Origin of the sequence: Pseudomonas sp. NFACC56-3, from assembly GCF_900100025.1 — a bacterium.
Lineage (GTDB): Bacteria > Pseudomonadota > Gammaproteobacteria > Pseudomonadales > Pseudomonadaceae > Aquipseudomonas > Aquipseudomonas fluorescens_AA.
On sequence record NZ_FMTK01000001.1, the window covers coordinates 525,469 to 548,365 of the forward strand.

At 60.7% G+C, this 22,897-nt stretch carries 16 protein-coding genes; 12 read left to right on the plus strand and 4 right to left on the minus strand.

Features of this window, described 5'->3' with window-relative positions; genetic code table 11:
• The first annotated feature begins 1 nt into the window (after position 1).
• The gene (locus tag BLO80_RS02195; protein ID WP_256574073.1) at positions 2-940 is read left to right on the plus strand and encodes a LysR substrate-binding domain-containing protein; all 939 of its coding nucleotides are present in this window, start codon (positions 2-4) and stop codon (positions 938-940) included.
• A gap of 829 nt (positions 941-1,769) precedes the next feature.
• On the opposite strand, the gene BLO80_RS02205 is transcribed toward BLO80_RS02195, so the two are convergent.
• Positions 1,770-2,684, minus strand: a complete 915-nt coding sequence (locus BLO80_RS02205) for a LysR family transcriptional regulator (RefSeq protein WP_003202191.1) — start codon at positions 2,682-2,684, stop codon at positions 1,770-1,772.
• 257 nt (positions 2,685-2,941) lie between these two features.
• Here BLO80_RS02205 and BLO80_RS02210 point away from each other — a divergent pair, with 257 nt between their 5' ends.
• The 4 genes from BLO80_RS02210 to pgm all read left to right on the plus strand — a co-directional run bounded on the left by BLO80_RS02210 (position 2,942) and on the right by pgm (position 9,367).
• A complete protein-coding gene (locus tag BLO80_RS02210) occupies positions 2,942-3,967 on the plus strand; it encodes a zinc-dependent alcohol dehydrogenase family protein (RefSeq protein ID WP_092164618.1) in 1,026 nt (341 codons plus the stop codon).
• Between the two features lie 677 nt (positions 3,968-4,644).
• Positions 4,645-6,135, plus strand: a complete 1,491-nt coding sequence (locus tag BLO80_RS02215; protein WP_092326464.1) for a hypothetical protein — start codon at positions 4,645-4,647, stop codon at positions 6,133-6,135.
• A gap of 96 nt (positions 6,136-6,231) precedes the next feature.
• The gene (locus BLO80_RS02220; protein WP_092326466.1) at positions 6,232-7,629 is read left to right on the plus strand and encodes an aminotransferase-like domain-containing protein; all 1,398 of its coding nucleotides are present in this window, start codon (positions 6,232-6,234) and stop codon (positions 7,627-7,629) included.
• A gap of 91 nt (positions 7,630-7,720) precedes the next feature.
• Complete coding sequence (pgm, locus tag BLO80_RS02225; protein WP_092326467.1) at positions 7,721-9,367, plus strand: phosphoglucomutase (alpha-D-glucose-1,6-bisphosphate-dependent); 1,647 nt, start codon at positions 7,721-7,723, stop codon at positions 9,365-9,367.
• A gap of 72 nt (positions 9,368-9,439) precedes the next feature.
• Here pgm and BLO80_RS02230 read toward each other — a convergent pair whose 3' ends face one another.
• Positions 9,440-10,135: a pirin family protein gene (locus BLO80_RS02230; RefSeq protein WP_060742417.1), complete on the minus strand. Its 696-nt coding sequence runs from the start codon at positions 10,133-10,135 to the stop codon at positions 9,440-9,442.
• A gap of 236 nt (positions 10,136-10,371) precedes the next feature.
• Here BLO80_RS02230 and BLO80_RS02235 point away from each other — a divergent pair, with 236 nt between their 5' ends.
• On the plus strand, positions 10,372-12,840 hold the full coding sequence (locus BLO80_RS02235) for a UvrD-helicase domain-containing protein (protein ID WP_092326469.1): 2,469 nt from the start codon (positions 10,372-10,374) through the stop codon (positions 12,838-12,840).
• Positions 12,841-12,950: 110 nt separating this feature from the next.
• Here BLO80_RS02235 and BLO80_RS02240 read toward each other — a convergent pair whose 3' ends face one another.
• Together BLO80_RS02240 and BLO80_RS02245 are read right to left on the minus strand one after the other, a co-directional pair.
• Positions 12,951-13,229, minus strand: coding sequence for a DUF1652 domain-containing protein (locus tag BLO80_RS02240; RefSeq protein ID WP_003201764.1), 279 nt, complete (start codon positions 13,227-13,229; stop codon positions 12,951-12,953).
• A 193-nt stretch (positions 13,230-13,422) separates the two neighbouring features.
• Positions 13,423-14,886 carry an MFS transporter gene (locus BLO80_RS02245; RefSeq protein ID WP_092326470.1) on the minus strand — a complete coding sequence of 488 codons (1,464 nt, stop codon included), beginning with the start codon at positions 14,884-14,886 and terminating at the stop codon, positions 13,423-13,425.
• Between the two features lie 131 nt (positions 14,887-15,017).
• Between BLO80_RS02245 and BLO80_RS02250 the strand changes: the two genes are divergently transcribed.
• From BLO80_RS02250 to BLO80_RS02275, 6 genes are all read left to right on the plus strand, one after another.
• Entirely contained in the window at positions 15,018-15,914 is an 897-nt protein-coding gene (locus tag BLO80_RS02250; RefSeq protein ID WP_092326472.1) for a LysR family transcriptional regulator, read from the plus strand.
• A 340-nt stretch (positions 15,915-16,254) separates the two neighbouring features.
• Complete coding sequence (locus tag BLO80_RS02255) at positions 16,255-17,709, plus strand: serralysin family metalloprotease (protein ID WP_092326473.1); 1,455 nt, start codon at positions 16,255-16,257, stop codon at positions 17,707-17,709.
• Positions 17,710-17,823: 114 nt separating this feature from the next.
• Complete coding sequence (locus BLO80_RS02260; RefSeq protein ID WP_371914559.1) at positions 17,824-18,252, plus strand: AprI/Inh family metalloprotease inhibitor; 429 nt, start codon at positions 17,824-17,826, stop codon at positions 18,250-18,252.
• Between the two features lie 136 nt (positions 18,253-18,388).
• Positions 18,389-20,167: a type I secretion system permease/ATPase gene (locus BLO80_RS02265; RefSeq protein ID WP_092326475.1), complete on the plus strand. Its 1,779-nt coding sequence runs from the start codon at positions 18,389-18,391 to the stop codon at positions 20,165-20,167.
• A complete protein-coding gene (locus BLO80_RS02270) occupies positions 20,164-21,498 on the plus strand; it encodes an HlyD family type I secretion periplasmic adaptor subunit (RefSeq protein ID WP_092326476.1) in 1,335 nt (444 codons plus the stop codon). Before BLO80_RS02265 ends, BLO80_RS02270 begins: the two co-directional genes overlap by 4 nt.
• 14 nt (positions 21,499-21,512) lie before the next feature.
• Positions 21,513-22,862, plus strand: a complete 1,350-nt coding sequence (locus tag BLO80_RS02275) for a TolC family outer membrane protein (RefSeq protein WP_092326478.1) — start codon at positions 21,513-21,515, stop codon at positions 22,860-22,862.
• The last annotated feature ends 35 nt before the right edge of the window (positions 22,863-22,897 follow it).

Below are 22,897 nucleotides of genomic sequence, written 5' to 3' on the forward strand. Positions count from 1 at the left end.
AGTGACTTATGGTTACGCAGGAGGAATGAAAATTATGGATAACTTCAAACGCTCACTGCCCCCACTTTCCAGCCTGGTTCCCTTTGAAGCCGCGGCGCGTCTGGAAAGTTTTTCCAAAGCTTCGGATGAGTTGCATCTCACCCAGGCTGCAATCAGTAAACAAATACGATCCCTGGAAGAATTCCTTGGCGTCGCGTTATTTACGCGTAGAAATCGCGCCGTATTTCTGACCGAAGCGGGCGCCGAGTTTCGCGACGCGGTGCGCACGGCGTTCCTGGGCATTGCTTCACGCGCCGAAGACCTGAAGTCAGGACGAGACAACAGTGAAATCGTCCTGGAGGTTCAATTGTGCGAAGCCTTTTACTGGTTGATGCCCAATATCACGCATTTGCACAGGAAGTACCCTGACCTGGACGTTCGCCTCAATGCATCCATCCAGCCGATTACCGAAACCGCGGAAAAATTCGATATAGCCATCCAAACCTCAGGGCGCCCATCCGGTGATCACACCCGGTTGTTGACCTTGAGTGATGACGTGTTTCCGGTGTGCAGTCCCGGCTACCAGGCCTCGTTGGGCGATCACCCACTGACCTTGCGAACCTTGGTGGATCTGCCTTTGCTGCATCACGTCGCCACGCCTCAGTACTGGAGCACCTGGAGCGACTGGCTGGGGGAGTTTCATATCAGGCCCGGAGAACTCAAGGGCAAGTTCTATGACAGCTATCCGGTCATGATGCAGGCGTGTGTCGAAGGCCTGGGTTTTGCCCTTGGGTGGCGTAGGACCAGTGAAAAGATGCTCGCCAGTGGTGACCTGGTACGGCCTTTTTCCGAATCCATACACATCCCTGAAGCCCTGAGCGTGTACAAATGGCGTGATGAAACCCTGAACCCGTCGGTTCGCCAGGTGCTGGAATGGTTGAGTTCATCGTTCGGAGACTGAGTTCTCGTGGTCCGTGTGCAGCAAGTCCCAGCGCGGCGAGGGTCTTTTTCTGAATGTCGTGCACGGCATGTTTGCTGTTGGCCCGAAATCACGGGGTATGGGCGAGACGCGTTACCGGAATACATGGGCGTCTGGGCGTGGGGTGATTTGGAGATTCAAGAGTGCTGCCCGTTTTGTGGATGCTTTTGCGGTATGCATTACCAAGACGGCTTCCAGCATGTACCACTGCATCAATTGCGCTGTGCTCACAGACTTTTCGGAGATCTCGCGGGAAGATTTTGATTGATCCTCGCGCTTCGAACTTTCTCGATCATGGCCGTGAAATTTTTGAAGGTGCTGCCGCGGATCGGTGGCCCAGTGAAGAAACGCGAGATTGGGTATTCGTGGCGGGGGTTGGAGGTGATCAACGTCTAAGCCGTCCGGCAATTCACCTACCCGACCCCGGCCATAAGAGCGAGAGGGTAATTCACCATACGCTTACACCGATTCCTCATTGATCGTGTTGGTCTCCGCCACGTTTGGTCATGCCGCTATGTTCGGGGGAGGATCGTATCGTGTCTCTGCACCGGGCCGGCAGTATTTCATAGGGGCCAGAAGATGGTAATCGACACGCTGATGTAATCGGATAGCGCTCGACGTCGGTTTGCGATCAGTAGCGTATGACTTTTCCGAGAAGGAGCTGCCGGACCTTAGGTTAGGGCCATCCTTTTCAAACCATCCAAAGCATGCCTCAGATATGCCCCAATGTAGAAATCCACTGGAAGTGAATGGATCTCCATGGCCTATGAAAAGCCAGAAATGATCAGCTAAACAGGCTGCCCGGCGACGCCTAAAGACTCTCAGGGTCGCCGAAAAACATCTGAATCCGCGAACGCAACCAGCGTTCACCCGGATCATTGTCCTGAGAACCCCGCCAGGCCATGTGCAGTTCGAAGCTGCGCACCGGTATGGGCGGGTCTTCGGCGCGTACGCCACCGGCGGCGGTCAGCGCGTCGGCGGTGTAGTCGGGCACGGTGGCGATGATGTCGGTGCCCGACAGCAGGGTGCTCAAGCCATTGAACTGCGGCACGGCCAACACCACATGGCGCTTGCGGTCGAGTTTCGCCAGCTCTTCATCGATGAAACCGCTCAAGTCACCGGCGAAGGAGACCAGGGCGTGGGGGCGAGCGCAGAACTCGTCCAGGGTCAGCCGTCCCGGCGCGGTGTCTGCCCGTAGTACTTTGGGCAGGCTGCGCCGCAAGACCTTGCGCTTGGCGTTGGCCGGCAGGTCGTCGGTGTAGCTGACGCCGATGGATATTTCACCGGACGCCAGCAGGCCCGGCATCAGGATGTAGTTGACCCGGCGCACCACCAGCACAATGCCCGGCGCTTCGGCCCGCAGGCGTTTGAGCAGCATGGGCAGCAGGGCGAATTCGGCGTCGTCCGACAGGCCGATGCGAAACACCGAGGTGCTGGTGGCCGGGTCGAATTCCGCGGCGCGGCTGACTGCCGTGGAAATCGAATCCAGGGCCGGAGAGAGCAGGGCGAAGATCTCGACCGCCCGGGCCGATGGTTCCATGCTGCGGCCGGTGCGCACGAACAGTGGGTCATCGAACAGGCTGCGCAGGCGCGACAGTGCGGCGCTGATGGCTGGCTGGCCTAGAAACAGCTTCTCGGCCGCGCGAGTCACACTGCGCTCATGCATCAATGTTTCAAATACGATCAACAGGTTCAGATCGACACGCCGCAGGTCATTACGATTCATCTGGGGTCCTGGCAGATTCGGTAAGCTTGACGTGAACGGCCATATGGGAACAATGGCCGGCATGAATCTTACGGGGAAAGACTGGTACTCTGCACCGGCTAATTGAGTTTTCTTAGGTTAAGTCCTACAGGAGTGGTTGGTTTTTCTTGCTGCGGAATCAATGACAGGCATGTCGACTATTAATAGCCACTGATGGTCTTGGCCACAAAGCCCGGATAGAGTTCGTGGCATTAGAGGTTACTTTGACGAGGTTTGCGATGTCCCGCACGATCCGTTTTCACAAGTTTGGTGGTGCCGAGGTGCTCAAATGCGAAGAGCATGCGGCGGCTCTTCCTGCGCCAGGAGAAGTGCAGGTCCGCGTCGAAGCGATCGGCATCAGTTGGTACGACACCTTGTGGCGCCAGAACCTGGCGTCCTCCCAGGCACGCCTGCCTTCGGGCCTGGGCCATGAAATGGCCGGCGTGGTCACGGCCGTCGGCGACGGCATCGATGACTTGGCTGTGGGCGACAAGGTCGCCAGTTTTCCGGCCGAAAGCCCGAACGATTATCCGGTGTACGGTGAAGTCATCGTGCTGCCTCGCACCGCGCTGACCCGTTATCCCGACGTGCTCAGCCCGATCGAAGCCGCCGTGCATTACACGCCGCTGCTGATCGCCTACTTCGCCTACATGGACCTGGCGCGGGTCAAACCGGGGCAATTCGCCCTGGTCACCGATGCCAGTCATTGCGCCGGCCCGTCCTTTGTCCAGTTGGGCAAGGCCTTGGGAGTGCGGGTGATTGCGGCCACCAAGACAGCTGACGAGCGTGAATACCTGCTGTCGCTGGGCGCCGAGAAAGTCATCGTCACCGAAGAGCAGGACTTGCTGATGCAAATCAACAAGCTCACTGACAGCCGTGGCGTCGATGTGGTATTCGACGGCCTTGGCGGGCCGCAGATGTCGCTGTTGGGCGATGTACTGGCACCCCGTGGCAGCCTGGTGTTGTATGGCTTGCAGGGCGGCAACCAGACGCCGTTCCCGGCCTGCGCGGCGTTCCAGAAGAACATCCAGTTCTTCGTGCACTGCATCGGCAACTTTACCGGCAAACCGGAACTGGGCATCCTCCAGGACCAGGTGGCGTTGCAGCGTGCATTGCGTGATATCAACCAACTGACCGCCGATCGCGTGCTGTTGCCACTCAAGACTCGGGTCTTCCCGTTCTCCGAGTTTGTCGAAGCGCACCGGTACATGGGTGAATGCCCTTGCCGTGAGCGCGTTGCCCTTCAGGTCGTCGACCCCGCCTGATAGCTGTCTTGCGCAAGAGTCATCGCCGGGCTCTTGCGCTGCCTCCGGTTCGATCCCCATCCCTCCTTTTCCACGCACTGGCGCCTGACGACGGTGCGTTCGTGTCTCGCAAGGCCCCTCAAGCAACCTGTCCCGGTTGTCTCGAAGCAGAAACGGTTTGCCGGTTAACAATCTGAACTGGTTTTTGCCCTCAATCTGTATCTTCTAATCATTATTTAAGTCCTGATAATTGAACGCTGATTTCCATATCAAGGAAGAAGTCGTGGTGCGGTGTAACTTTTTCGAAGGCTTTCATCCTTCAAGGCGCATTCAAGGTACAGCGAGCGTTAATTGGCACGGGGCTATCTATCGATCCTGGAGAAAACAGGGTGGGGTAGAGGGTCAATTAAAGTTCGGTAAGTTCCTTATTTCTCGTACTCATTGTCTGTGGGACGTTGTCGGAATTCTCCTAGGACGTACCGCTAGCCCGGCAAGGCCCCGTGTTTTCAAGGCCCGCAGCGGCGGCGCCCGGGCGCACGGGGTGACTTTCTAGGTATGTATCAAATAATTACGACAAGCAACGCTTGGGCGTATTGCTAATACTCTTTGAGTACTAGAACGATTCATTCAGACCAACACGTCGCGCGGTCACGTTGGTGCGGGTGCGGCGCCGATAGTTGAATTTCAGGTAAATGGCTATGAGTGCAATTCATGAGCAGGCAATGACTCACGTATATCAACAGGTACTGCAACGATTGTTGGGTTTTTATTCCCGGGCCGAACGGACCGCGTTGCAGCTTTTGATCCAGCGCTTGATTGTCGCCGCCGGAGGCATCGATCGGATTGGCGATTATCGTGTGTTGACGGTCCAGAACGGGAGTCGGGAGAGCTTTTATGTACTGACCGCCTTGCGGGCCGCCCAGTTGAGCATCGCGGGCCGGCATCCGGTGACCTTCGCCTTGCGCGTCGCCACGCCGCGCCTGAGCGAAACCACCCAGGCGACGCTGGAGAACATCCACCGCTGCTACAGCGCACTGTTTGTCTATGACGATCCCCGGGTCGAATTGCTGATGGCGGATAACCGCGAGGTGTTGCCGTTCAATCACCGCCAGCCCTTGTCGGTGGCGGGGCACGAGGCCAATCGCATGGACCTGCTGGCCTTGGGGCACCTTCGCTCGGTCGACAGTCCCCTGGAAATCGGGAACGACGGTTACCTGGCGATGGCCGAATTCTATCGGCACATGGCCCGCTGGGAGTCTGGCGTGGACTCGATGGTCAGCAGCGATACGCCGCGCCAGCAAAAACAGTTCATTTCAGGCCTGCGTCGCGCGGCCCGCAAAATCGGTCTGCCGACCGACAATATCAGTTGCTTCGACAGCCTCTTCGCCCACCTCGATACCTTGAGCAGTGACCTCTACGAGCATTTCTACGGTCCCGAGCGCCTTGGCGCCTGGAAGCCCGAGGGGCATTTTGAGGCCTGCCGGCGGATGAGCCACATCGGCATCGACGACCTGATCGTCGACCGCCTGGAGGGCACCAACTGGCCGCTTTTCAACGAATTCCTGCGGGTGCAGACCGACAGCCTCATGCCCTCGGCGATTGAAAACGAATACCTCAGCCCACTGCTGTCGGCCCATTTGCATGGCCTGCAGGCCTGCTACGTGCAAGGGCGCAGCTATGAAACGGGATACAGCGACTACGTACAGCGGGCGATCATGATCATGCATCGCAAGCAACTGCCGGAACACGCCTGCGAGCAGGCCCGGGCGTTGTTCGGCTCACCTTCGGCGATTCCCGAGCGCCGCGCCTACGCCGCCCTCGAAGCGCAAAAGGTCCTGGGGCTCAGCGAAACGCAACTGGTGTGCATGCTGTTCGCGCCATTCGTGGAGCAGGGCGCGGGCCTGGAACACTTCCTGCGCTGTTGCCACCCCGGCATGCTGGTGGCGATGCCGGACCTGCACAAGGCCATGCAGGGCGCGGCGGTCGCCGATCAGATCGCGCAATGGATGGTCGACGTCAGTGGCCTGCCCATCGATATCCTTGGCAAACTGTACCGGGCGAGCGTCACCGTGCCGGAACAACCGGAAGCGGTTCCGGAAGCCAATCTGCAGCTGGCCCTTGACGATGTTGATAGCGTAGAAGCCGGGCAGGCCGCCGATGAGCCGCACGAACGCTCGGCAAGGCACTGAGGAACGAGGTTTGATGGGCTCGTCTACCTCGTTCCTGGTCGTGATGCCCGGCGTTGCGGCCTGGCCGACTGCAACCTGTTCGCCTGGCGTGATTCCATGAAAGGTTGCCGGGAGACAGACTTCGCCTACCAGGCGGTTTATCGCTACCTGACCACGTTGATCAACGAACTGGAAGTAGATGCGCGGGTGCGCCTGCCTTCGCTGCGGCAATTGGCCGAGCGTCTGAATGTGTCGATATCGACCATCCAGTACGCTTATTCGTTGCTGGAGAAGGAGGGGCGGGTCTACTCGATCGCCAAGTCCGGTTATTACGCGCTGCCGGCGCCCAGCATGACGCCCCTGGATGGCGGCGACGATTTGCTCGAGAGCGTGTACGTCAATGCCCGGCGGCCCGGCATGCTGGTGCTCAGCGCGGACGAGCCGGCGTCGATGCAGCCGTTGGACAGCCCGATGCTGTTGCTCGAACGCGAGCTGCTGCGCCAGTACCCACGTTCCTCGCAGACGCCCTCGCAACCCTGGGGCGAGCTGGAACTGCGCACCGCGTTGGCGGCCCGCTACACCTCTTCGCCGGCCCGTTGCTGGAATGCCGATGACGTCTACATCGGCGCCGACCTGCAGGGTGTGCTGGAGATCCTGATCGCCGTGCTTGCACTCAGGGGCGCCACAGTACTGATCGAGTCGCCCTGCGACTGGGCGGTGTTGCGGTTGCTGCAGGCAGCCGACATCAACATCATCGAGCTGCCACTGCTGGCCGGCGAGGGGATCGACATCGAACAGTTGGAGCAGTTGCTGGAGAGCGAAACGGTACGCCTGGTGGTGCTGTCGTCAGTCCTGAACATGCCAACGGGTTCGCTGGTTCCTGAAGAGAACCGTCGTGCCATCGCCCAATTGCTGGAACGGCATGGCACCTGGGTGCTGGAGAGCGACAGTCATACCGACCTGGCATTCGAGGCCGGGGCGACGCCTTTTCGGGATTTGCTCGACCCGGACCGGTTGATCGTCTACTCCACGTTCGAGAAGACCATCGGCCCAGAGGCGCCATATGGCTACGTGTTGTCGCGCCAGATGACCCTGCACCTGCAACGACACTTCCTGCTGCGCGCGTTTCGTCTGTCGCCGATTCGCCAGAAAGCCATCGCCCGGCTGTACAGCAACGGTCGGATTGACCAGCATTTGCTGGTGTTGCGGCGCCTGCTGCGCGAAAGCGCGGTTTCGACCGCACAATTGCTGCGCGAACGGCTGGGCGATAGCCTGCAATGGGCGGACCCCCAAGGTGGCGCGACGATCTGGATGCGCTCGACGCGACGGGTTGATTTGCGGCGGGTTTTCCATCGGCTGCTGGCCCAGCGAATCGTCATCGCTCCGGGGGAGTTGTTCAGCCTTCATGGCCTGTATGGGCAACATATGCGCCTGACCCATGCGCTCAATGGCCCCCAGGAACTGGATGCCGCACTCTGCGCGCTGGCTGACGCCCTGAGGCTCGAACAAGCGTAATCGGCGGCGATGGATCGAACCCGTCGCGCCATGGTCGAACTGTCAGTAAACTGCACCCCATTTCCCGAGTCACTCCACTCAGAGGTTTTGCATGACAGTCAGTCCATTTGCGGGCAAGCCGGCACCGGCAGAGTTGTTGATCGATATCCCGCGACTGGTGACGGCCTACTATACCGGCCGACCCGATGCCTCGGTTGCGACCCAGCGCGTGGCTTTTGGCACCTCCGGCCACCGTGGCAGCTCCTTCGACCTGGGCTTTAACGAGTGGCACGTGTTGGCAATCAGCCAGGCGATCTGCCTGTACCGCGAAGCCCAAGGCATCAACGGGCCGTTGTTCGTCGGTATCGATACCCACGCGCTGTCGACCCCCGCGGGCGCCAGCGCACTGGAAGTCTTCGCGGCCAACGGTGTGACCGTCATGATCGCCGAGGGGGATGAATACACCCCGACGCCAGCGGTTTCCCACGCCATTCTCTGCTACAACCGTGGCCGCACCTCGGGCCTGGCGGACGGTATCGTCATCACGCCGTCCCACAACCCACCGCAAAGTGGCGGCTACAAGTACAACCCCACCAACGGCGGCCCGGCCGATACCCATATCACCAAGTGGATCGAAGCCAAGGCCAACGAACTGCTGGCCAACCAGCTCGCCGGCGTCAAGCGAGTCAGCTACGAGCAGGCTCTGAAAGCCGATACCACCCACCGTCACGACTATGTCAACACTTACGTGGCGGACCTGATCAATGTCATCGATTTCGATGCCATCCGCACCGCCGGGTTGCACCTGGGCGTCGATCCGTTGGGCGGCGCGGGCGTGCGCTACTGGCCGGCCATTGCCGAGCATTACCGCCTGGACCTGGACGTGGTGAACACCCATGTGGATTCCACCTTCCGTTTCATGACCGTCGACTGGGATGGGCAGATCCGCATGGACCCATCCTCCAGCCACGCCATGCAAGGGTTGATTGGCCTGAAGGAGCGTTTCGACGTGGCCTTCGCCTGCGACCCGGACCATGACCGCCATGGCATCGTGACGCCGTCCGGCGGCCTGTTGGCGCCGAACAATTACCTGGCGGTGTCCATCGACTACCTGTTCCAGAATCGCCCGCAATGGCGCGCCGATGCCGGCGTGGGCAAGACGGTGGTCAGCAGCGGCCTGATCGATCGTGTCGCCAAGCGCCTGGGGCGCCGTCTCTACGAAGTGCCGGTGGGCTTCAAGTGGTTTGCCGACGGCCTGTTCGATGGCTCCCTGGGCTTTGGTGGTGAAGAAAGTGCCGGTGCTTCGTTCTTGCGCAAGGACGGCGGCGTCTGGAGCACCGACAAGGACGGCCTGATTCCGGCGCTGTTGGCGGCTGAAATGACGGCGCGCACCGGTCGCGACCCGAGTCAGGCCTACCGCGCCTTGACCGACGAACTGGGTGAACCGTTCTCGGTACGCGTCGATGCCAAAGCCAACCCGCAACAGAAGGCCCTGCTGAGCAAGCTGTCGCCGGATCAGGTGACGTCTACCGAACTGGCGGGGGAGAAGATCCAGAGCATCCTCAGCCATGCACCGGGCAATGACCAAGCCATCGGTGGCCTGAAGGTCATGACCGAAAACGGCTGGTTCGCGGCGCGTCCGTCCGGCACCGAGGATATCTACAAGATCTACGCCGAAAGCTTCATTGGCGATGCGCACCTCAAGCAACTGGTGGCCGAGGCGCAAACGTTGGTGGATGGGGCTATCACCAGCAAGTGATACCTGTGATGTGAGCTTGTGGCGAGGGAGCTTGCTCCCGCGCCACAAGAGCAGCAGTGCAGCGATGCGAGGTTAGGCGAGGTCCACGAGCACGATTTCGCTGTCTTCGATCGCGGTCACCCGCAATATCCGTTCATCTTCAATCGCAACACCGTCTCGAGCTTGTGCACGCAACCCATTGATTTCTATCAATCCTGTCGCTGGCACAAGATACGCTCGTCGACCCGCGTCCAGCCGGTATTCCGCACTTTCACCTGCCTTGAGATTGGCCGCGACCAGTCGCGCGTCGGCGCGAATGCGCAGGCTCTGGTCGTCGCCGGCCTTGCCACTGGCCAAGGTCACGAAGCCTTCGCGCGAGTCCTTGGGAAACGGTTTGGCGCCCCACGACGGTGCCAGACCTTCTTCGTTGGGAATGATCCATATCTGGAAAATGCGCGTGGCCGTCGACTCCAGGTTGTATTCGCTGTGGGCGATCCCGGTGCCCGCGCTCATGACTTGTACGTCGCCAGCCTCCGTGCGGCCCTTGTTGCCCAGGTTGTCCTGGTGGCTGATCGCACCTTCGCGCACATAGGTGATGATTTCCATATCCCGGTGCGGGTGCTGGGGAAAACCGCTGCCGGGGGCGATGACATCGTCGTTCCAGACGCGCAGGTTGCCCCAGTGCATGCGTTGCGGGTCGTAATACTCGGCGAACGAAAAATGGTGGTGGGCATCCAGCCAGCCGTGGTTGGCGGCGCCCAAAGTGGCGAAGGGCCTGAGTTCGAGCATGTTGGTGTCCTTTTCGCTGGGAGCGAAAGCAATGGTTGATGGCGCTATTCTCGCGAAGGAAATCATCGACAAAAAGCGTAAAAAACGCGTCAAACCTATCGACTAACCAGATATGAAATCGTGAGCCAACTTTCACTTCATCGCCTAAACCCATGACTTAAAAGCTTTTGGGTGGAACCCGGCAGCAAATACAGACACCATAGCCGGCATGGTTCATGAACACCGGAGTCCCCAGCGTGTCGCAACACACTCCCGATCTTCCCCCCGAGCTCCTATCCCTGGCCCAGATGCCCTTGCTCAAGCGCCTGGCCGCCCGGCTCTTCGGCCATGGCCTGACGCGTCTGCGCGCCCAGCACCGAGCGTCCTGGTTGCACGGTCAGGCCGACGGCTTCCGCAGTGGTCATACCGCCGGTTTCGACTATGGCTATAAGGAAGGCAGGGCCGAAGGGCTCGAGGAGGGCCGCCAGGTCCTGTTGATCCGCGATTCGCGCAGCACAGAGCATCCGGCACCGCAGGTGGATGATTTACTGTTCGATGACTGGCGTCTGCCGCTGACCACCGAGCTGAAGAAACGTATCAAGGCGGACGTCGCCCGATTGCTGCCGGCCCATGCGCAACCGAGCGCCGCGCAGTGGAAGATGATTTTCAGCGATACGCCGTCTACCTCGGTGGTCGCCGGAGCGGGTGCGGGCAAGTCGACCACCCTGGTGCTGCGGATTGTGCTGCTGTCCCACTACCTGGGCTTCGAACTGGACTCAATGACCGTGGTGACGTTTACCCGGGAATCGCGCAAGGACTTCATCCAGAAATTGATCGAAGTGTTTGCCCTGTGGGGGCGAACCGTCAGCCTCAAGCAAGCGCGTGATCTGGTGCGCACCTTCCATTCGCGTATCGTGCCCATGGTTCGCAGCCTGCCCGGGTTCGAGCGGCTCCAGGCCTTCGAGACCCTGAGTCATCGCGTCGAAGCGGACGACGACGCCCAAGGCAATCCCTTTGAATTGCGCATCAATGATGTCCAGCGTCAGCAACTCAATGCCTGTTACTACAACCTTTACCAGCGGGATGCGCGTTTCCGTGAGTTGATCCAGCCGTTGTCCCGCCATGCCCTGCAGCTCAAGGCGCTGGAACGCGATCACCCGGATGTGCAAAAACGGGTGGCCGTGACCGAACTGGCGGCCCAGCGCGACGAAGAATTGTGCGATGCCGTCGAAGACCTGTGGTTTCGCGCCGGTGCCTGGCCAATCAAGGGGATCGAGCCAAAGCGACACACCTTCGAAATCAATGGCTCGACATTCCACTGCCATGGTTACGCGCCCTCACTGGATGCCTGGGTGATGCTGGGTTTCGATCCGCAGGAAGACGCCCGGCTCAGTCGTCCGGGCGCCAAGTTGAGTATCCGTGCGGAGTGGGCGGTAAAGCGCACCTTGTTTCAAGCTTTCTGCCGTAAGCGACTGATATGGCTTGAAAGTTACGAGGCATCAAAGCGTGTGGTGGCATCCATGGCCGGCGACGCCAGTGCCGGCCCCGGGTTCGACTATAAGGTCAAGGGTGAGCTGGGTTCGGCGCCATTGTTGGACTGTTTTGTCGCGGCGGCGGGCTTTATCGAGAACCTTGGCCTGGACGTCCCGGACGCCGTGGGCCGGATGTCCTTTGCCCAGGATGACCCCGATCGGTATTTCTTCGAGGCGCTGAGCCGTTACTGGCGGGCATTCGAAGACCATTTGCTCGATCAATCGCCGCCGATCATGACCTATAACCGTATGTTCGCGCTGTTCAGCGAACACTCGCCGGAAAATTTCAAGTTGCTGGCCGATGCCTTGCTCAGGCCGCTTTCGCACCTGATGATCGACGAATTCCAGGACGTATCGCCGCAGATCGTCTCCTGGCTTCGCGCCAGTCTTCGGGAGGTCCGCAGCCGTGGTCCGGCGCTGCACGTGGGGCGCGGTGCCCAGCGTTCTTCCTTGTTGTGTGTCGGGGACGATTGGCAATCGATCTATGGCTGGCGCGGCAGCTCGCCGAGCTACTTCATGGCATTCAATAAGCAATTCCCGTCACCGGCGACAACCCGGGTGATGCTCACCGACAACTACCGCAGCCACCAGCACATCATCGACGCGGCCGAGCACATCGTGCGCGCCGCGGCGGCTATTCCAGGCAAAAAAGCCAAGGCCAGCGGCGTTCCCCGATCGCTGAGCCCGGTCAACGTGTTGGATCGAGACGACGAAGGGCTGGCCCTGCGATTGGAGGAGCACTATCGCAAGGGAGACTCCATCTTGATGCTGTATCGAAAAAGTAGCGATAAGCTATTGATAGAAAAATATATTCAGCCAATAGTTAATGTCGATTCTAGCTTGCCGTACGACGCCCGACGGCTCAGGCAAATGACCTACCACAGCGCCAAGGGGCTCCAGGCGGATGCGGTGTTCTTGTTGGGCGACTGCCAGCACCTGAGCAGTTCGCCCTACAAGAACCAGGTCTATCGGATGGCCGGGCTAGGCCAGGATGGAGACGCCGAACCTTACGACACGGCGCAAAAAGACGAAATCCTGCGCCTGGCGTATGTGGGCATCACGCGCGCCGTACAGCACTGTTACTGGTACGTCGATGGCCAGGACGGCCAGGCGGTCAACGGGCCTAAGGCGTCGGATCGTATTGCAGCGGACAAGCCCTTTTTCGCTGACCATCGTCGTGCCCGCAAAGGATGAGGCAAACAGACACACCGAGTGGCGGGGCAAAAGCGTACCGGAGGCCATAGAAAAGCGGCGCCTTCCCTGGAGAGGAAGACGCCGCTTTCAAATGATAAGCACTGTTCCTGTCAGGAAGCGAACCGCCGTAATCCCACCGGTGGCACAAACGCTTCCAGCTCGGCCTCCACGGCCTCGATTATTCGTTCCACATCCGGCGCATTCATCACTGTCGCGCAGGGGATCCCTGCAATGGCGATCATCGTCTCGCCGCTGGCACGGTCGAATAGCCGGGCAACCATACTGCCAGGCGCATCCATGCTCGCTTCGAATCCCATGGGATGGAAGTGCCAGCGCATCAACTGGCAAGCGTTGGGGAACGTAACCTTGCTGAAAGATCCTTTATTCATGTGTTGCCCGCCGTCTTCAATCGAGCGCTTCCTTTTGCTCATGTCAGGAAGGAAGAGCCATCATGGCTCTACCAGTGAGAACTAAAAATAGCACCTGAAAATGAACCTCATGTGGATTTTTTCAGTCCGTTTTGCGATTGGTTCAGTTTTTTTGATTTGGATCACGACTTAAGCGGTGATGCTCAGAATGCCATCACCCTTGGCCGGGCGTGTCCTCGACTTCGTTCAACCGCTCTGGCACGCGACATTTCAAGGCAATGACCACGGCCAGGACCGCCATCGCCAGGGCGACGGCGAAGGTGGTGTGCAGGCCGTTCGTCACGGCCTCGGGGCTGGCGCGGGTGATGTCATTCGTCGCCGCTGCGGTTGCAAACACCGCGCCGAGCACCGAGGCTCCCGTGAAGAAACCCAGGTTGCGCGACACGTTGAGCAGCCCGGCGATGACGCCTCGCCTTTGGGCGGCCACATCGGCCATGACGGCCGTGTTGTTGGCGGTCTGGAAAAACGCATAGCCCAGGGTCGTTACCACGATGGCGCTGATGTAGCCGGCGCTGCCAAGAGCAGGGGGAACCAGTGACAGCATCAGGCAGCCGAGGGCCATGGTCGCCAGGCCGGCGAGCCGCATGGGTTGCACACCGAACCGACCCGCCAGGCGTCCGGCAGGCACTCCGGCCAGTGCCGCGACGGTCGGCCCCGTCGCCAGCGCCAATCCGACGAAGGTCGCTGGCAGTCCGAGGGTGATGGACAAGTAAAAAGGCCCGACCAGCAGCGTCGCCATCATGATCGTTGCGACCAGGGCGCTCGTCGCCAGGCCCGAGACCAATGACTTGTCGCGAAACACGGCCAAGGGAATCAGCGGCGACACGGCCCGGGACTGGACCCGAACGAACAGCCCGCCGCCCACCAGCGCGGCCAGTAGCAGCGCAATGCTCAACCCGCCAAAGCTCCCATGCCCGACGGTCATGGCCAAGGCATAGGCGGCGAGCGTCAACGCCAACAGCACCGTGCCGGTGATATCGAAGCGAATCGTTTGCGCCTTCGGCGGCACTTGCCGCACCGGTAGCGAGTACCACGCCAGCCATAACGTCAGCAGGCCGAGGGGGATGTTGACCAGGAACAAGGCCTGCCAACCGAACCCACTGATCAGCAGGCCGCCAAAAGATGGTCCAAGGGCCGTGCCCACCGCCGACAGCGTTGCCAGCAGCCCCATGGCGCTGGCGGTTTTTTCCTGGGCGACCGTGTCGCCGACCAGGGCCAGGGTCAACGTCATCATGATAGCGGCCCCCAGGCCTTGCAGCGCCCGACCTGCAATCAGCAGCCAAAACGAAGGGGCCAGGCCGCAAAGCAGCGAAGCCAAGGTGAACAAGGCAATGCCGGCCAACAGCAGCTTGCGACGGCCCATCAGGTCACCCAAGCGGCCGACGCTGACAATCAGCGTGGTCATGGCGAGCAGATAGGCCAGCACCACCCATTGGACCTGCTGGAAGGAGGTATCGAGGGCCTGGGCCAGCACCGGCAGCGCCACGGCGGCCACACTGGCCCCCAGGGAGGCCAACAGCGTCGAGAGTGCAAGGCTGGCCAGGGCCCAACGCGGTGAAGAGAGCCGGTTTGCGGGTGCGGTTGCCGGTCGACTGGGTTGCGTGTTGGTGGGTTTCATCGTCTCACCTGTATCCGTGGCGCTCGAAATGGCGCTGTCGAAACGTTACAACCCGGCATAACATGGCGGAAGACGCAGCACTTGCAGGTTATAGCTGCGCCAGACGCCATCTATTGAATCGAGACTTCGCCATGTCTTCGCCGGATCTCAATCTACTCGTCACCCTCGATGTGCTGCTCTCGGAAGGCAGCGTGGCCCGCGCCGCTCGGCGGCTACGGCTCAGCCCGTCGGCCATGAGCCGGGCGCTGGCGCGATTGCGGGAAACCACCGGTGACCCGCTGTTGGTTCGGGCCGGGCGAGGGCTGGTGCCGACACCCCGTGCGCTGGAGTTGCGTGAGCAGGTCAGTCAGTTGGTGCAGCAGGCCCAGGCGGTACTGCGCCCGGTGACCACGCCGGATCTCGGGCGCTTGAGCCGTACCTTCACGCTGCGCACCCGCGAGGGGTTCGTGGAAAACTTTGCCATCGACCTGATCGCCCGTATTCACAAGCAAGCGCCGGGTGTGCGGTTGCGCTTCATGGAAAAGACCGACCGGGACAGCACGGCGCTTCGCGAAGGCACCGTGGACCTGGAGACCGCCGTCGTGGACAAGGACACCAGCCCGGAGTTGCGAACCCAGGCGTTGTTCAGCGACCGTTTGATTGGCGTGGTGCGCATGGGTCACCCGCTGAGCCACGCGGCGGTGAGCGCCGCCGGCTATGCGGCGGGCGGGCATGTCGGGGTCTCGATGCGTGGGTTGGACCATGGCCTTATCGACCAGGCCCTGGCGGCGCTGAACCTGTCCCGGGAAATCGTCACCACCGTGCCAGGTTTTTCCTCGGCACTGGGGCTGGCCCGCGCCAGCGACCTGATCGCCAGCGTACCCGAGCGCTACACCACCAGCCTACGGATCGGCCTGCACAGTTTCGCGCTACCGGTCTCGGTGCCTGGGTTCACGATCGCCATGCTCTGGCATCCGCGAATGGACGCCGACCCCGTGCATCGCTGGTTTCGAGGTTGCTTACGGGAAGTGTGCGCAAGTAAAGCGTAGAGGCTTAGTAGATATTAATTAATAGCACTTCGCTGGCATTTAGTTGGCGAAAGTGCGACGTCGTTCGCAAATGACTAGTTATCGATATTTAATATTTAAATAGAGTTTTGTCCGACAATCTGCAACTCGGGCAGTTGAGCGTCCGCACTAGCCAGGTAGAAACCTATTGTTTATGGGCATTAAGGGGCAGGGCATGAAATTGAACGAAAAAAATGACTAGACGTTTGATTTCCAATTGTGTCAGGTTTCTTGCGTCCTCATTGGGCGAGTGATAGGACGATCTCGCCAGAGATCGCCTGTCTGACTAAATTGTTCCATTTGCAAACAAGGAAGTGTGTTTATGTCGAAAGTCAAAAACAGCGCTATCGATTCTGCCGAACAACTGCTCTGGGCCCCGCAACTGGCGGCTCCCAGTAATGCGTTCAACCAGATCAATAGCTTCAGTCACCAATACGACCGCGGCGGTAACCTGACCGTCAACGGTAAACCGTCGTACTCCGTCGACGAGGCGGCCACGCAGTTGCTGCGCGACGGCGCGGCTTACCAGGACCGGGACGGCAGCGGCAAGATCGAACTGACCTATACCTTCCTGACGTCCGCCTCTTCCAGCACCATGAACAAACATGGGATCAGCGGCTTCAGCCAGTTCAGCGCCCAGCAGAAAGGCCAGGCCGCCCTGGCCATGCAATCCTGGGCGGACGTGGCCAATGTCACCTTCATCGAAAAAGCCAGCGGTGGCGACGCTCACATGACCTTCGGCAACTACAGCGGCGGCCAGGATGGCGCGGCGGCGTTCGCTTATCTGCCGGGGACGGGCGCCGGTTATGACGGGACGTCCTGGTATTTGATCAACAGCAGCTACACCCAGAACAAGAACCCGGACCTGAACAACTACGGCCGCCAGACCCTGACCCACGAAATCGGTCACACCCTCGGCCTGGCCCACCCGGGTGACTACAACGCCGGCGAAGGCAGCCCCACCTACGATGACGCCACCTATGGCCAGGACACCCGTGGCTACAGCGTCATGAGCTACTGGAGCGAAAGCAATACCAACCAGAACTTCAGCAAGGGCGGCGTCGAAGCCTATGCTTCGGGTCCGCTGATGGATGACATCGCGGCCATCCAGAAGCTTTACGGTGCCAACACTTCGACCCGTACCGGCGACTCGACCTACGGTTTCAATTCCAACACCGGTCGCGATTTTCTCAGTGCCGCTTCGTCGTCGGACAAAGTGGTGTTTTCGGTATGGGACGCGGGTGGCCGCGATACCCTGGATTTCTCCGGGTTCACCCAGAACCAGAAGATCAACCTCAATGACGCCTCGTTCTCTGACGTGGGTGGCATGGTGGGTAACGTGTCCATCGCCAAGGGTGCCGTCATCGAAAATGCCATCGGCGGCTCGGGCAGCGACCTGTTGATCGGCAACTCGGTGGCCAACGAGCTCAAGGGCGGTGCCGGCAACGATATCCTTTGGGGCGCCGGTGGTGCGGACAAGCTCTGGGGCGGCTCGGGTTCGGACACCTTCGTGTTCGCCGCCAGTTCCGATTCGCGGCCGGGCACGACGGACCAGATCCTCGATTTCGTCAGCGGCCTGGACAAGATCGACCTGACCGGCATCACCCAGGGCGCGGGCCTGCATTTCGTCAACGCCTTCACCGGTGCGGCGGGCGATGCGGTGCTGTCGACGTCGGGTGGCAACAGCCTGCTGTCGGTGGACTTCTCCGGGCACGGCGTGGCTGACTTCCTGGTCAGCACCGTTGGCCAGGCGGTGGCCTCGGATATCGTGGCGTAATGCTGAAACCCCTGTAGGAACTGCCGCAGGCTGCGATCTTTCAAGTGGTAGGGGAAAGATCGCAGCCTCGCTTCGCTCGACAGCGCCTACAGGACCCCGGCGAGGATCAAGCGAATGTGTAGAAAGTCGATGCCCTGTAGCGTTCAGGCAACCGTCGGGTTGCTCGCTACGCTGATGATGTTTTGTGGAGAAGTCGCCATGGCGCGCAGCCTGTTGTTAGCAGAACCCTCGCAGTTGGCCGGTCAGTGGCTGGCCGTTTTGTCGAGCCCGCAGGACACCGTGCAAAGCCAGGCGATACAGGACAAACCGTCCAACACTTGCCTTGTCGAGCTTCGGGCTGACCAGACCCTGGGTGGACAAACCGAATGCCTGGGGCACTGGCTGGGGGAAGAGCCGGTCCATTGGTTTACCGAACCCGATGGTCTTTCCCTGATTGGCAGACAGAACTCTAGAGTGCATCTGGAGTTGCGCCAAGAACATCATTATCAGGTCACGTTGAAGTCCGGCCTGATACTCAGGCTTGAGCGCCCGATCGAGCTTTAACAAATTGTTACATTTGTTCCGTGGCAAGGCGCGTATGTTCAATCAGGCGTGCGCATCGGCCGGGGCCGATTTAATAATTAAAGATTGGTAGTGCATAACAGCCGGATAGCCGGCGAAGCCAACAGCAGGAAGATCCATGACTAAGAGCCGGGGCGCTGTCGCCGTGCCATTGTTTAAAGCGTTGGGCGCTTATAAGAACATTCTGATCAGTGTCGGTTGTTTTACTGCATTGATTAACGTCTTGATGCTTGCACCTTCGATATACATGCTCCAAGTGTATGACCGCGGGTTGTCCTCCCAAAACGAAACCACCCTGGCGATGTTGTCGTTAATGGTGGTCGGGTTCTTTGTGTTCATTGGGCTATTGGAGATGGTGCGCAGCTTCATTGTCATCCGCATCGGCAGTCAGTTGGAAAGACGCTTCAACCTTCAAGTGTACAAGGCTGCGTTCGAGCGCAACCTGTTTCAGGGCGAGGGCAATGCCGGGCAGCCGTTGGGCGACCTTACCCATATTCGCCAATTTGTCACGGGCCCCGCATTGTTCGCGTTCTTCGACGCGCCATGGTTCCCCATTTACCTGCTGGTGATTTATCTGTTCAACGTCTGGCTCGGCGTATTCGCTACCGTCGGCACGCTTCTGCTGATCGGCCTGGCCTGCCTGAACGAAGCCATGACCAAAAAGCCGTTGGGGCAGGCCAGCGTCTACTCGCAACAGTCCAGCCAATTGGCCACCAGTCATTTGCACAACGCCGAAACGATCCAGGCCATGGGCATGCTCGCGGCGCTGCGCAGCCGCTGGTTTGCGGTGCACTCACGCTTTCTCGGCCTGCAAAACCAGGCGAGCGATACTGGCGCGGTGATCAGTTCTCTGAGCAAGACCTTGCGCCTGTGCCTGCAATCGCTGGTGCTGGGCCTGGGCGCGTTGCTGGTGATCAAGGGCGAGATGACCGCCGGAATGATGATTGCCGGCTCGATCCTGATGGGCCGGGTATTGAGCCCCATCGACCAGTTGATTGCCGTGTGGAAGCAATGGAGTGGCGCCAAGCTCGCCTATCGTCGCCTCGATGCGCTGTTGCAGGCTTATCCGTCGCAGGATGACGCGATGGCGTTGCCGCCGCCCAAGGGTCAGCTGAGTTTCGAGCAGGTGAGCGCCGGCCCGCCGGGACGCCGCAATGCCACCCTGCAGCAGGTCAGCTTCAGACTGGCGGCAGGGGAGGTACTCGGGATTCTAGGGGCTTCGGGCTCCGGTAAGTCCACCCTGGCTCGTGTGCTGGTCGGTGTATGGCCGACACTGGGGGGAACGGTGCGGCTCGATGGGGCCGATATTCATCGCTGGAATCGCGACCAGCTCGGCCCGTATATCGGCTATCTACCTCAGAACATCGAGCTGTTCAGCGGCAGCATCGCCGAGAACATCGCCCGCTTTCGCGAGGCCGATCCGCAAAAGGTCGTCGCCGCCGCACAACAGGCCGGCGTCCATGAATTGATTCTGCGCATGCCCCAGGGCTACGACACCGTGCTGGGGGAGGACGGCAGCGGTTTGTCGGGAGGGCAGAAGCAACGGGTGGCCCTGGCCCGGGCGATGTACGACCGGCCGAGCCTGGTGGTGCTCGACGAGCCCAACTCGAACCTCGACGCGGTAGGCGAGGCCGCGCTCGCCAGTGCCATCGCGCAAATGAAGGCCCAGGGTACCAGCGTCGTGCTGGTGACCCATCGTTCATCGGCGCTGGCCCAGGCCGACAAACTGCTGGTGCTCAACGAAGGCCGGCTACAGGCTTTCGGGCCTAGTCAGGAAGTACTGCGGGCGCTGTCCGGCCAATCGGAGGCACCACAACGGGACCGTCCCCAGGCAACCCCCAACGGGCTGAGCATGAGTCGCCAGTACCAAGCTGCCAGCAAACCGGGTGGTGCATGAACAAGGAATGCCAGATGAACCTCGAGCAGGCTCAAGACGTTGAACGCCCGGAGCGCGACGCCCGTTTCTTCACCCGTATGGGCTGGATACTGGCGCTGGTGGGCGCCGGCAGTTTTTTCACCTGGGCCAGCCTGGCGCCGCTGGACCAAGGCATCCCCGTGCAAGGCACCGTGGTGGTTTCAGGCAAGCGCAAGGCCGTGCAATCGATGAGTAGCGGTGTGGTCAGCCGGATCCTGGTGCGCGAAGGCGAGGCGGTGAAGCAGGGCCAGCCGCTATTCCGCCTGGACCAGACCCAGGCCGACGCCGATGTGCAATCGCTGCAGGCGCAGTATCGGATGACCTGGGCCAGCCTGGCGCGCTGGCAAAGCGAACGGGACAACCTGTCGCAGGTGAATTTCCCGGCTGAGCTGAGTCGCGATCCCGATCCACGCCTGGCCCTGGTGCTCGAAGGCCAGCGGCAACTGTTCAGCAGTCGCCGCGAAGCCTTCGCCCGCGAGCAGGCGGCGTTGCGCGCCAGCATTGAGGGCGCCACGGCGCAATTGGCCGGCATGCGTCGAGCCCGCGGCGACTTGGCCGCCCAGGCCGAATCCCTGCGTCTGCAACTGGGCAACCTGCAGCCCTTGGCGGACAACGGCTACATCCCGCGCAACCGCCTGCTGGACTATCAGCGCCAGTTGTCGCAGGTGCAGCAGGAACTGGCGCAGAACAGCGGCGAAAGCGGGCGGGTGGAGCAAGGGATCGTCGAGTCGCGCCTGAAGTTGCAGCAGCACAACGAGGAATACCAGAAAGAAGTGCGCAGTCAGTTGGCCGACGCCCAGCTCAAGAGCGAAACCCTGCAACAGCAACTGAAATCCGCGGGGTTCGAGCTGCAACACAGCGAAATCCTCGCCACCGCTGACGGCATCGCCGTGAACCTGGGTGTGCACACCGAAGGCGCAGTGGTGCGCCAGGGCGACACCTTGCTGGAAATCGTCCCCCAGGGCACGCGGCTGGAGGTGGAAGGGCACCTGCCGGTGCACCTGATCGACAAGGTCGGCCCGCATTTGCCGGTGGACATTCTGTTTACCGCCTTCAACCAGAACCGCACGCCGCGGGTGCCGGGGGAAGTCAGCCTGATTTCCGCCGACCAGATGCTCGATGAGAAGACCGGCACGCCGTATTACGTGCTGCGCAGCAGCGTCAGCGACGTGGCGATGGACAAGCTCAACGGTCTGGTGATCAAGCCCGGCATGCCGGCCGAAATGTTCGTACGTACCGGCGAGCGCTCGTTGCTCAACTACCTGTTCAAACCGCTGCTCGACCGAGCCGGCTCTGCGTTGACCGAAGAATAAGGATGTCCGGTGGTATGAAGCGTTTCTATTGGATGGCCGTGCTGGCCGTTTCCGTGTGCGGCAACGCCTGGGCCATGGGGCCCTTCGAGTTCTACGAGCAGGCCCTGCGCAATGACCCGGTCTACCTGGGCGCGATCAAGGCGCGCGATGCGGGCCTGGAAAACCGCGCCATCGGCCGGGCCGGGCTGTTGCCGCATTTGGGCTACAGCTACAACAAGGGCCGCAACCAATCCAAGGTCACGTACTTCAATGACCGTGGCGCCAGCCAGCATGACGATCGCAACTACAGCAGCTACGGCTCCAGCCTGACGCTGCAACAACCCTTGCTGGACTACGAAGCGTACGCGGCCTACCGAAAGGGCGTGGCCCAGGCATTGTTCGCCGACGAAAGTTTTCGGGACAAGAGCCAGGCGCTGTTGGTGCGGGTGCTGAGTCAGTACACCCAGGCGTTGTTCGCCCAGGACCAGATCGACATTGCCCAGGCCAAGAAAAAGGCGTTCGAGCAGCAATTCCAGCAGAACGAACAGCTGTTTCGCCAGGGCGAAGGCACGCGCACCGACATCCTCGAGGCGCAGGCGCGCTATGAGCTGGCAATCGCCGAAGAAATCGAGGCGCGGGACGAGCAGGACGCCGCCTTGCGTGAGCTCGGCTCGCTGATAGGCGTCCCGACCCTGGATATCGGCGACCTGGCGCCTTTGCACGACACCTTCCAGACCTTTGCCTTGCAGCCGGCCAGTTTCGACACCTGGCACGAACTGGCGGTGAGCAACAACCCCAGCCTGGCGTCCCAGCGCCAGGCGGTGGATGTGGCGCGCTTCGAGGTCGAACGCAACCGCGCCGGACACCTGCCCAAGGTCAATGCCTACGCAACAATGCGCCAGAACGAATCGGAAAGTGGCAACACCTACAACCAACGCTACGACACCAACACCATCGGTCTGGAAGTCAGCGTGCCGCTGTATGCCGGCGGCGGTGTCTCGGCGTCGACCCGCCAGGCCAGTCGCAACATGGAACAGGCCGAATACGAGCTGGAGGCCAAGACCCGCGAGACGCTGATCGAACTGCGCCGTCAGTTCAACGCCTGCGTGTCGGGGATGAACAAACTGCGCGCCTACCAGAAAGCCCTCAGCTCCGCCGAAGCGCTGGTGGTATCGACCCGGCAAAGCATCCTCGGCGGCGAGCGGGTCAACCTCGACGCGCTCAATGCCGAGCAACAGCTCTACACCACCCGCCGCGACTTGGCCCAGGCCCGCTACGACTATCTCATGGCCTGGACCAAGCTGCATTACTACGCCGGCACCCTAGGCCCGCAGGACCTGGCGAAGGTGGATGAGGCGTTTGTGTCCCGGGCGCCGATGCAATAACCGGCTCCCTCGCCACAGAAGCCAGGCAGGCCACA

Bases quoted from the DNA above. Each gene is read 5' to 3' on its own strand.
- BLO80_RS02220 (WP_092326466.1), top strand. From the start codon at position 6,232: ATGAAAGGTTGCCGGGAGACAGACTTCGCCTACCAGGCGGTTTATCGC.
- BLO80_RS02245 (WP_092326470.1), bottom strand. From the start codon at position 14,886: ATGAAACCCACCAACACGCAACCCAGTCGACCGGCAACCGCACCCGCA.
- BLO80_RS02260 (WP_371914559.1), top strand. From the start codon at position 17,824: ATGTGTAGAAAGTCGATGCCCTGTAGCGTTCAGGCAACCGTCGGGTTG.
- BLO80_RS02250 (WP_092326472.1), top strand. From the start codon at position 15,018: ATGTCTTCGCCGGATCTCAATCTACTCGTCACCCTCGATGTGCTGCTC.
- BLO80_RS02265 (WP_092326475.1), top strand. From the start codon at position 18,389: ATGACTAAGAGCCGGGGCGCTGTCGCCGTGCCATTGTTTAAAGCGTTG.
- BLO80_RS02255 (WP_092326473.1), top strand. From the start codon at position 16,255: ATGTCGAAAGTCAAAAACAGCGCTATCGATTCTGCCGAACAACTGCTC.
- pgm (WP_092326467.1), top strand. From the start codon at position 7,721: ATGACAGTCAGTCCATTTGCGGGCAAGCCGGCACCGGCAGAGTTGTTG.
- BLO80_RS02275 (WP_092326478.1), top strand. From the start codon at position 21,513: ATGAAGCGTTTCTATTGGATGGCCGTGCTGGCCGTTTCCGTGTGCGGC.
- BLO80_RS02215 (WP_092326464.1), top strand. From the start codon at position 4,645: ATGAGTGCAATTCATGAGCAGGCAATGACTCACGTATATCAACAGGTA.
- BLO80_RS02270 (WP_092326476.1), top strand. From the start codon at position 20,164: ATGAACAAGGAATGCCAGATGAACCTCGAGCAGGCTCAAGACGTTGAA.
- BLO80_RS02210 (WP_092164618.1), top strand. From the start codon at position 2,942: ATGTCCCGCACGATCCGTTTTCACAAGTTTGGTGGTGCCGAGGTGCTC.
- BLO80_RS02240 (WP_003201764.1), bottom strand. From the start codon at position 13,229: ATGAATAAAGGATCTTTCAGCAAGGTTACGTTCCCCAACGCTTGCCAG.
- BLO80_RS02230 (WP_060742417.1), bottom strand. From the start codon at position 10,135: ATGCTCGAACTCAGGCCCTTCGCCACTTTGGGCGCCGCCAACCACGGC.
- BLO80_RS02205 (WP_003202191.1), bottom strand. From the start codon at position 2,684: ATGAATCGTAATGACCTGCGGCGTGTCGATCTGAACCTGTTGATCGTA.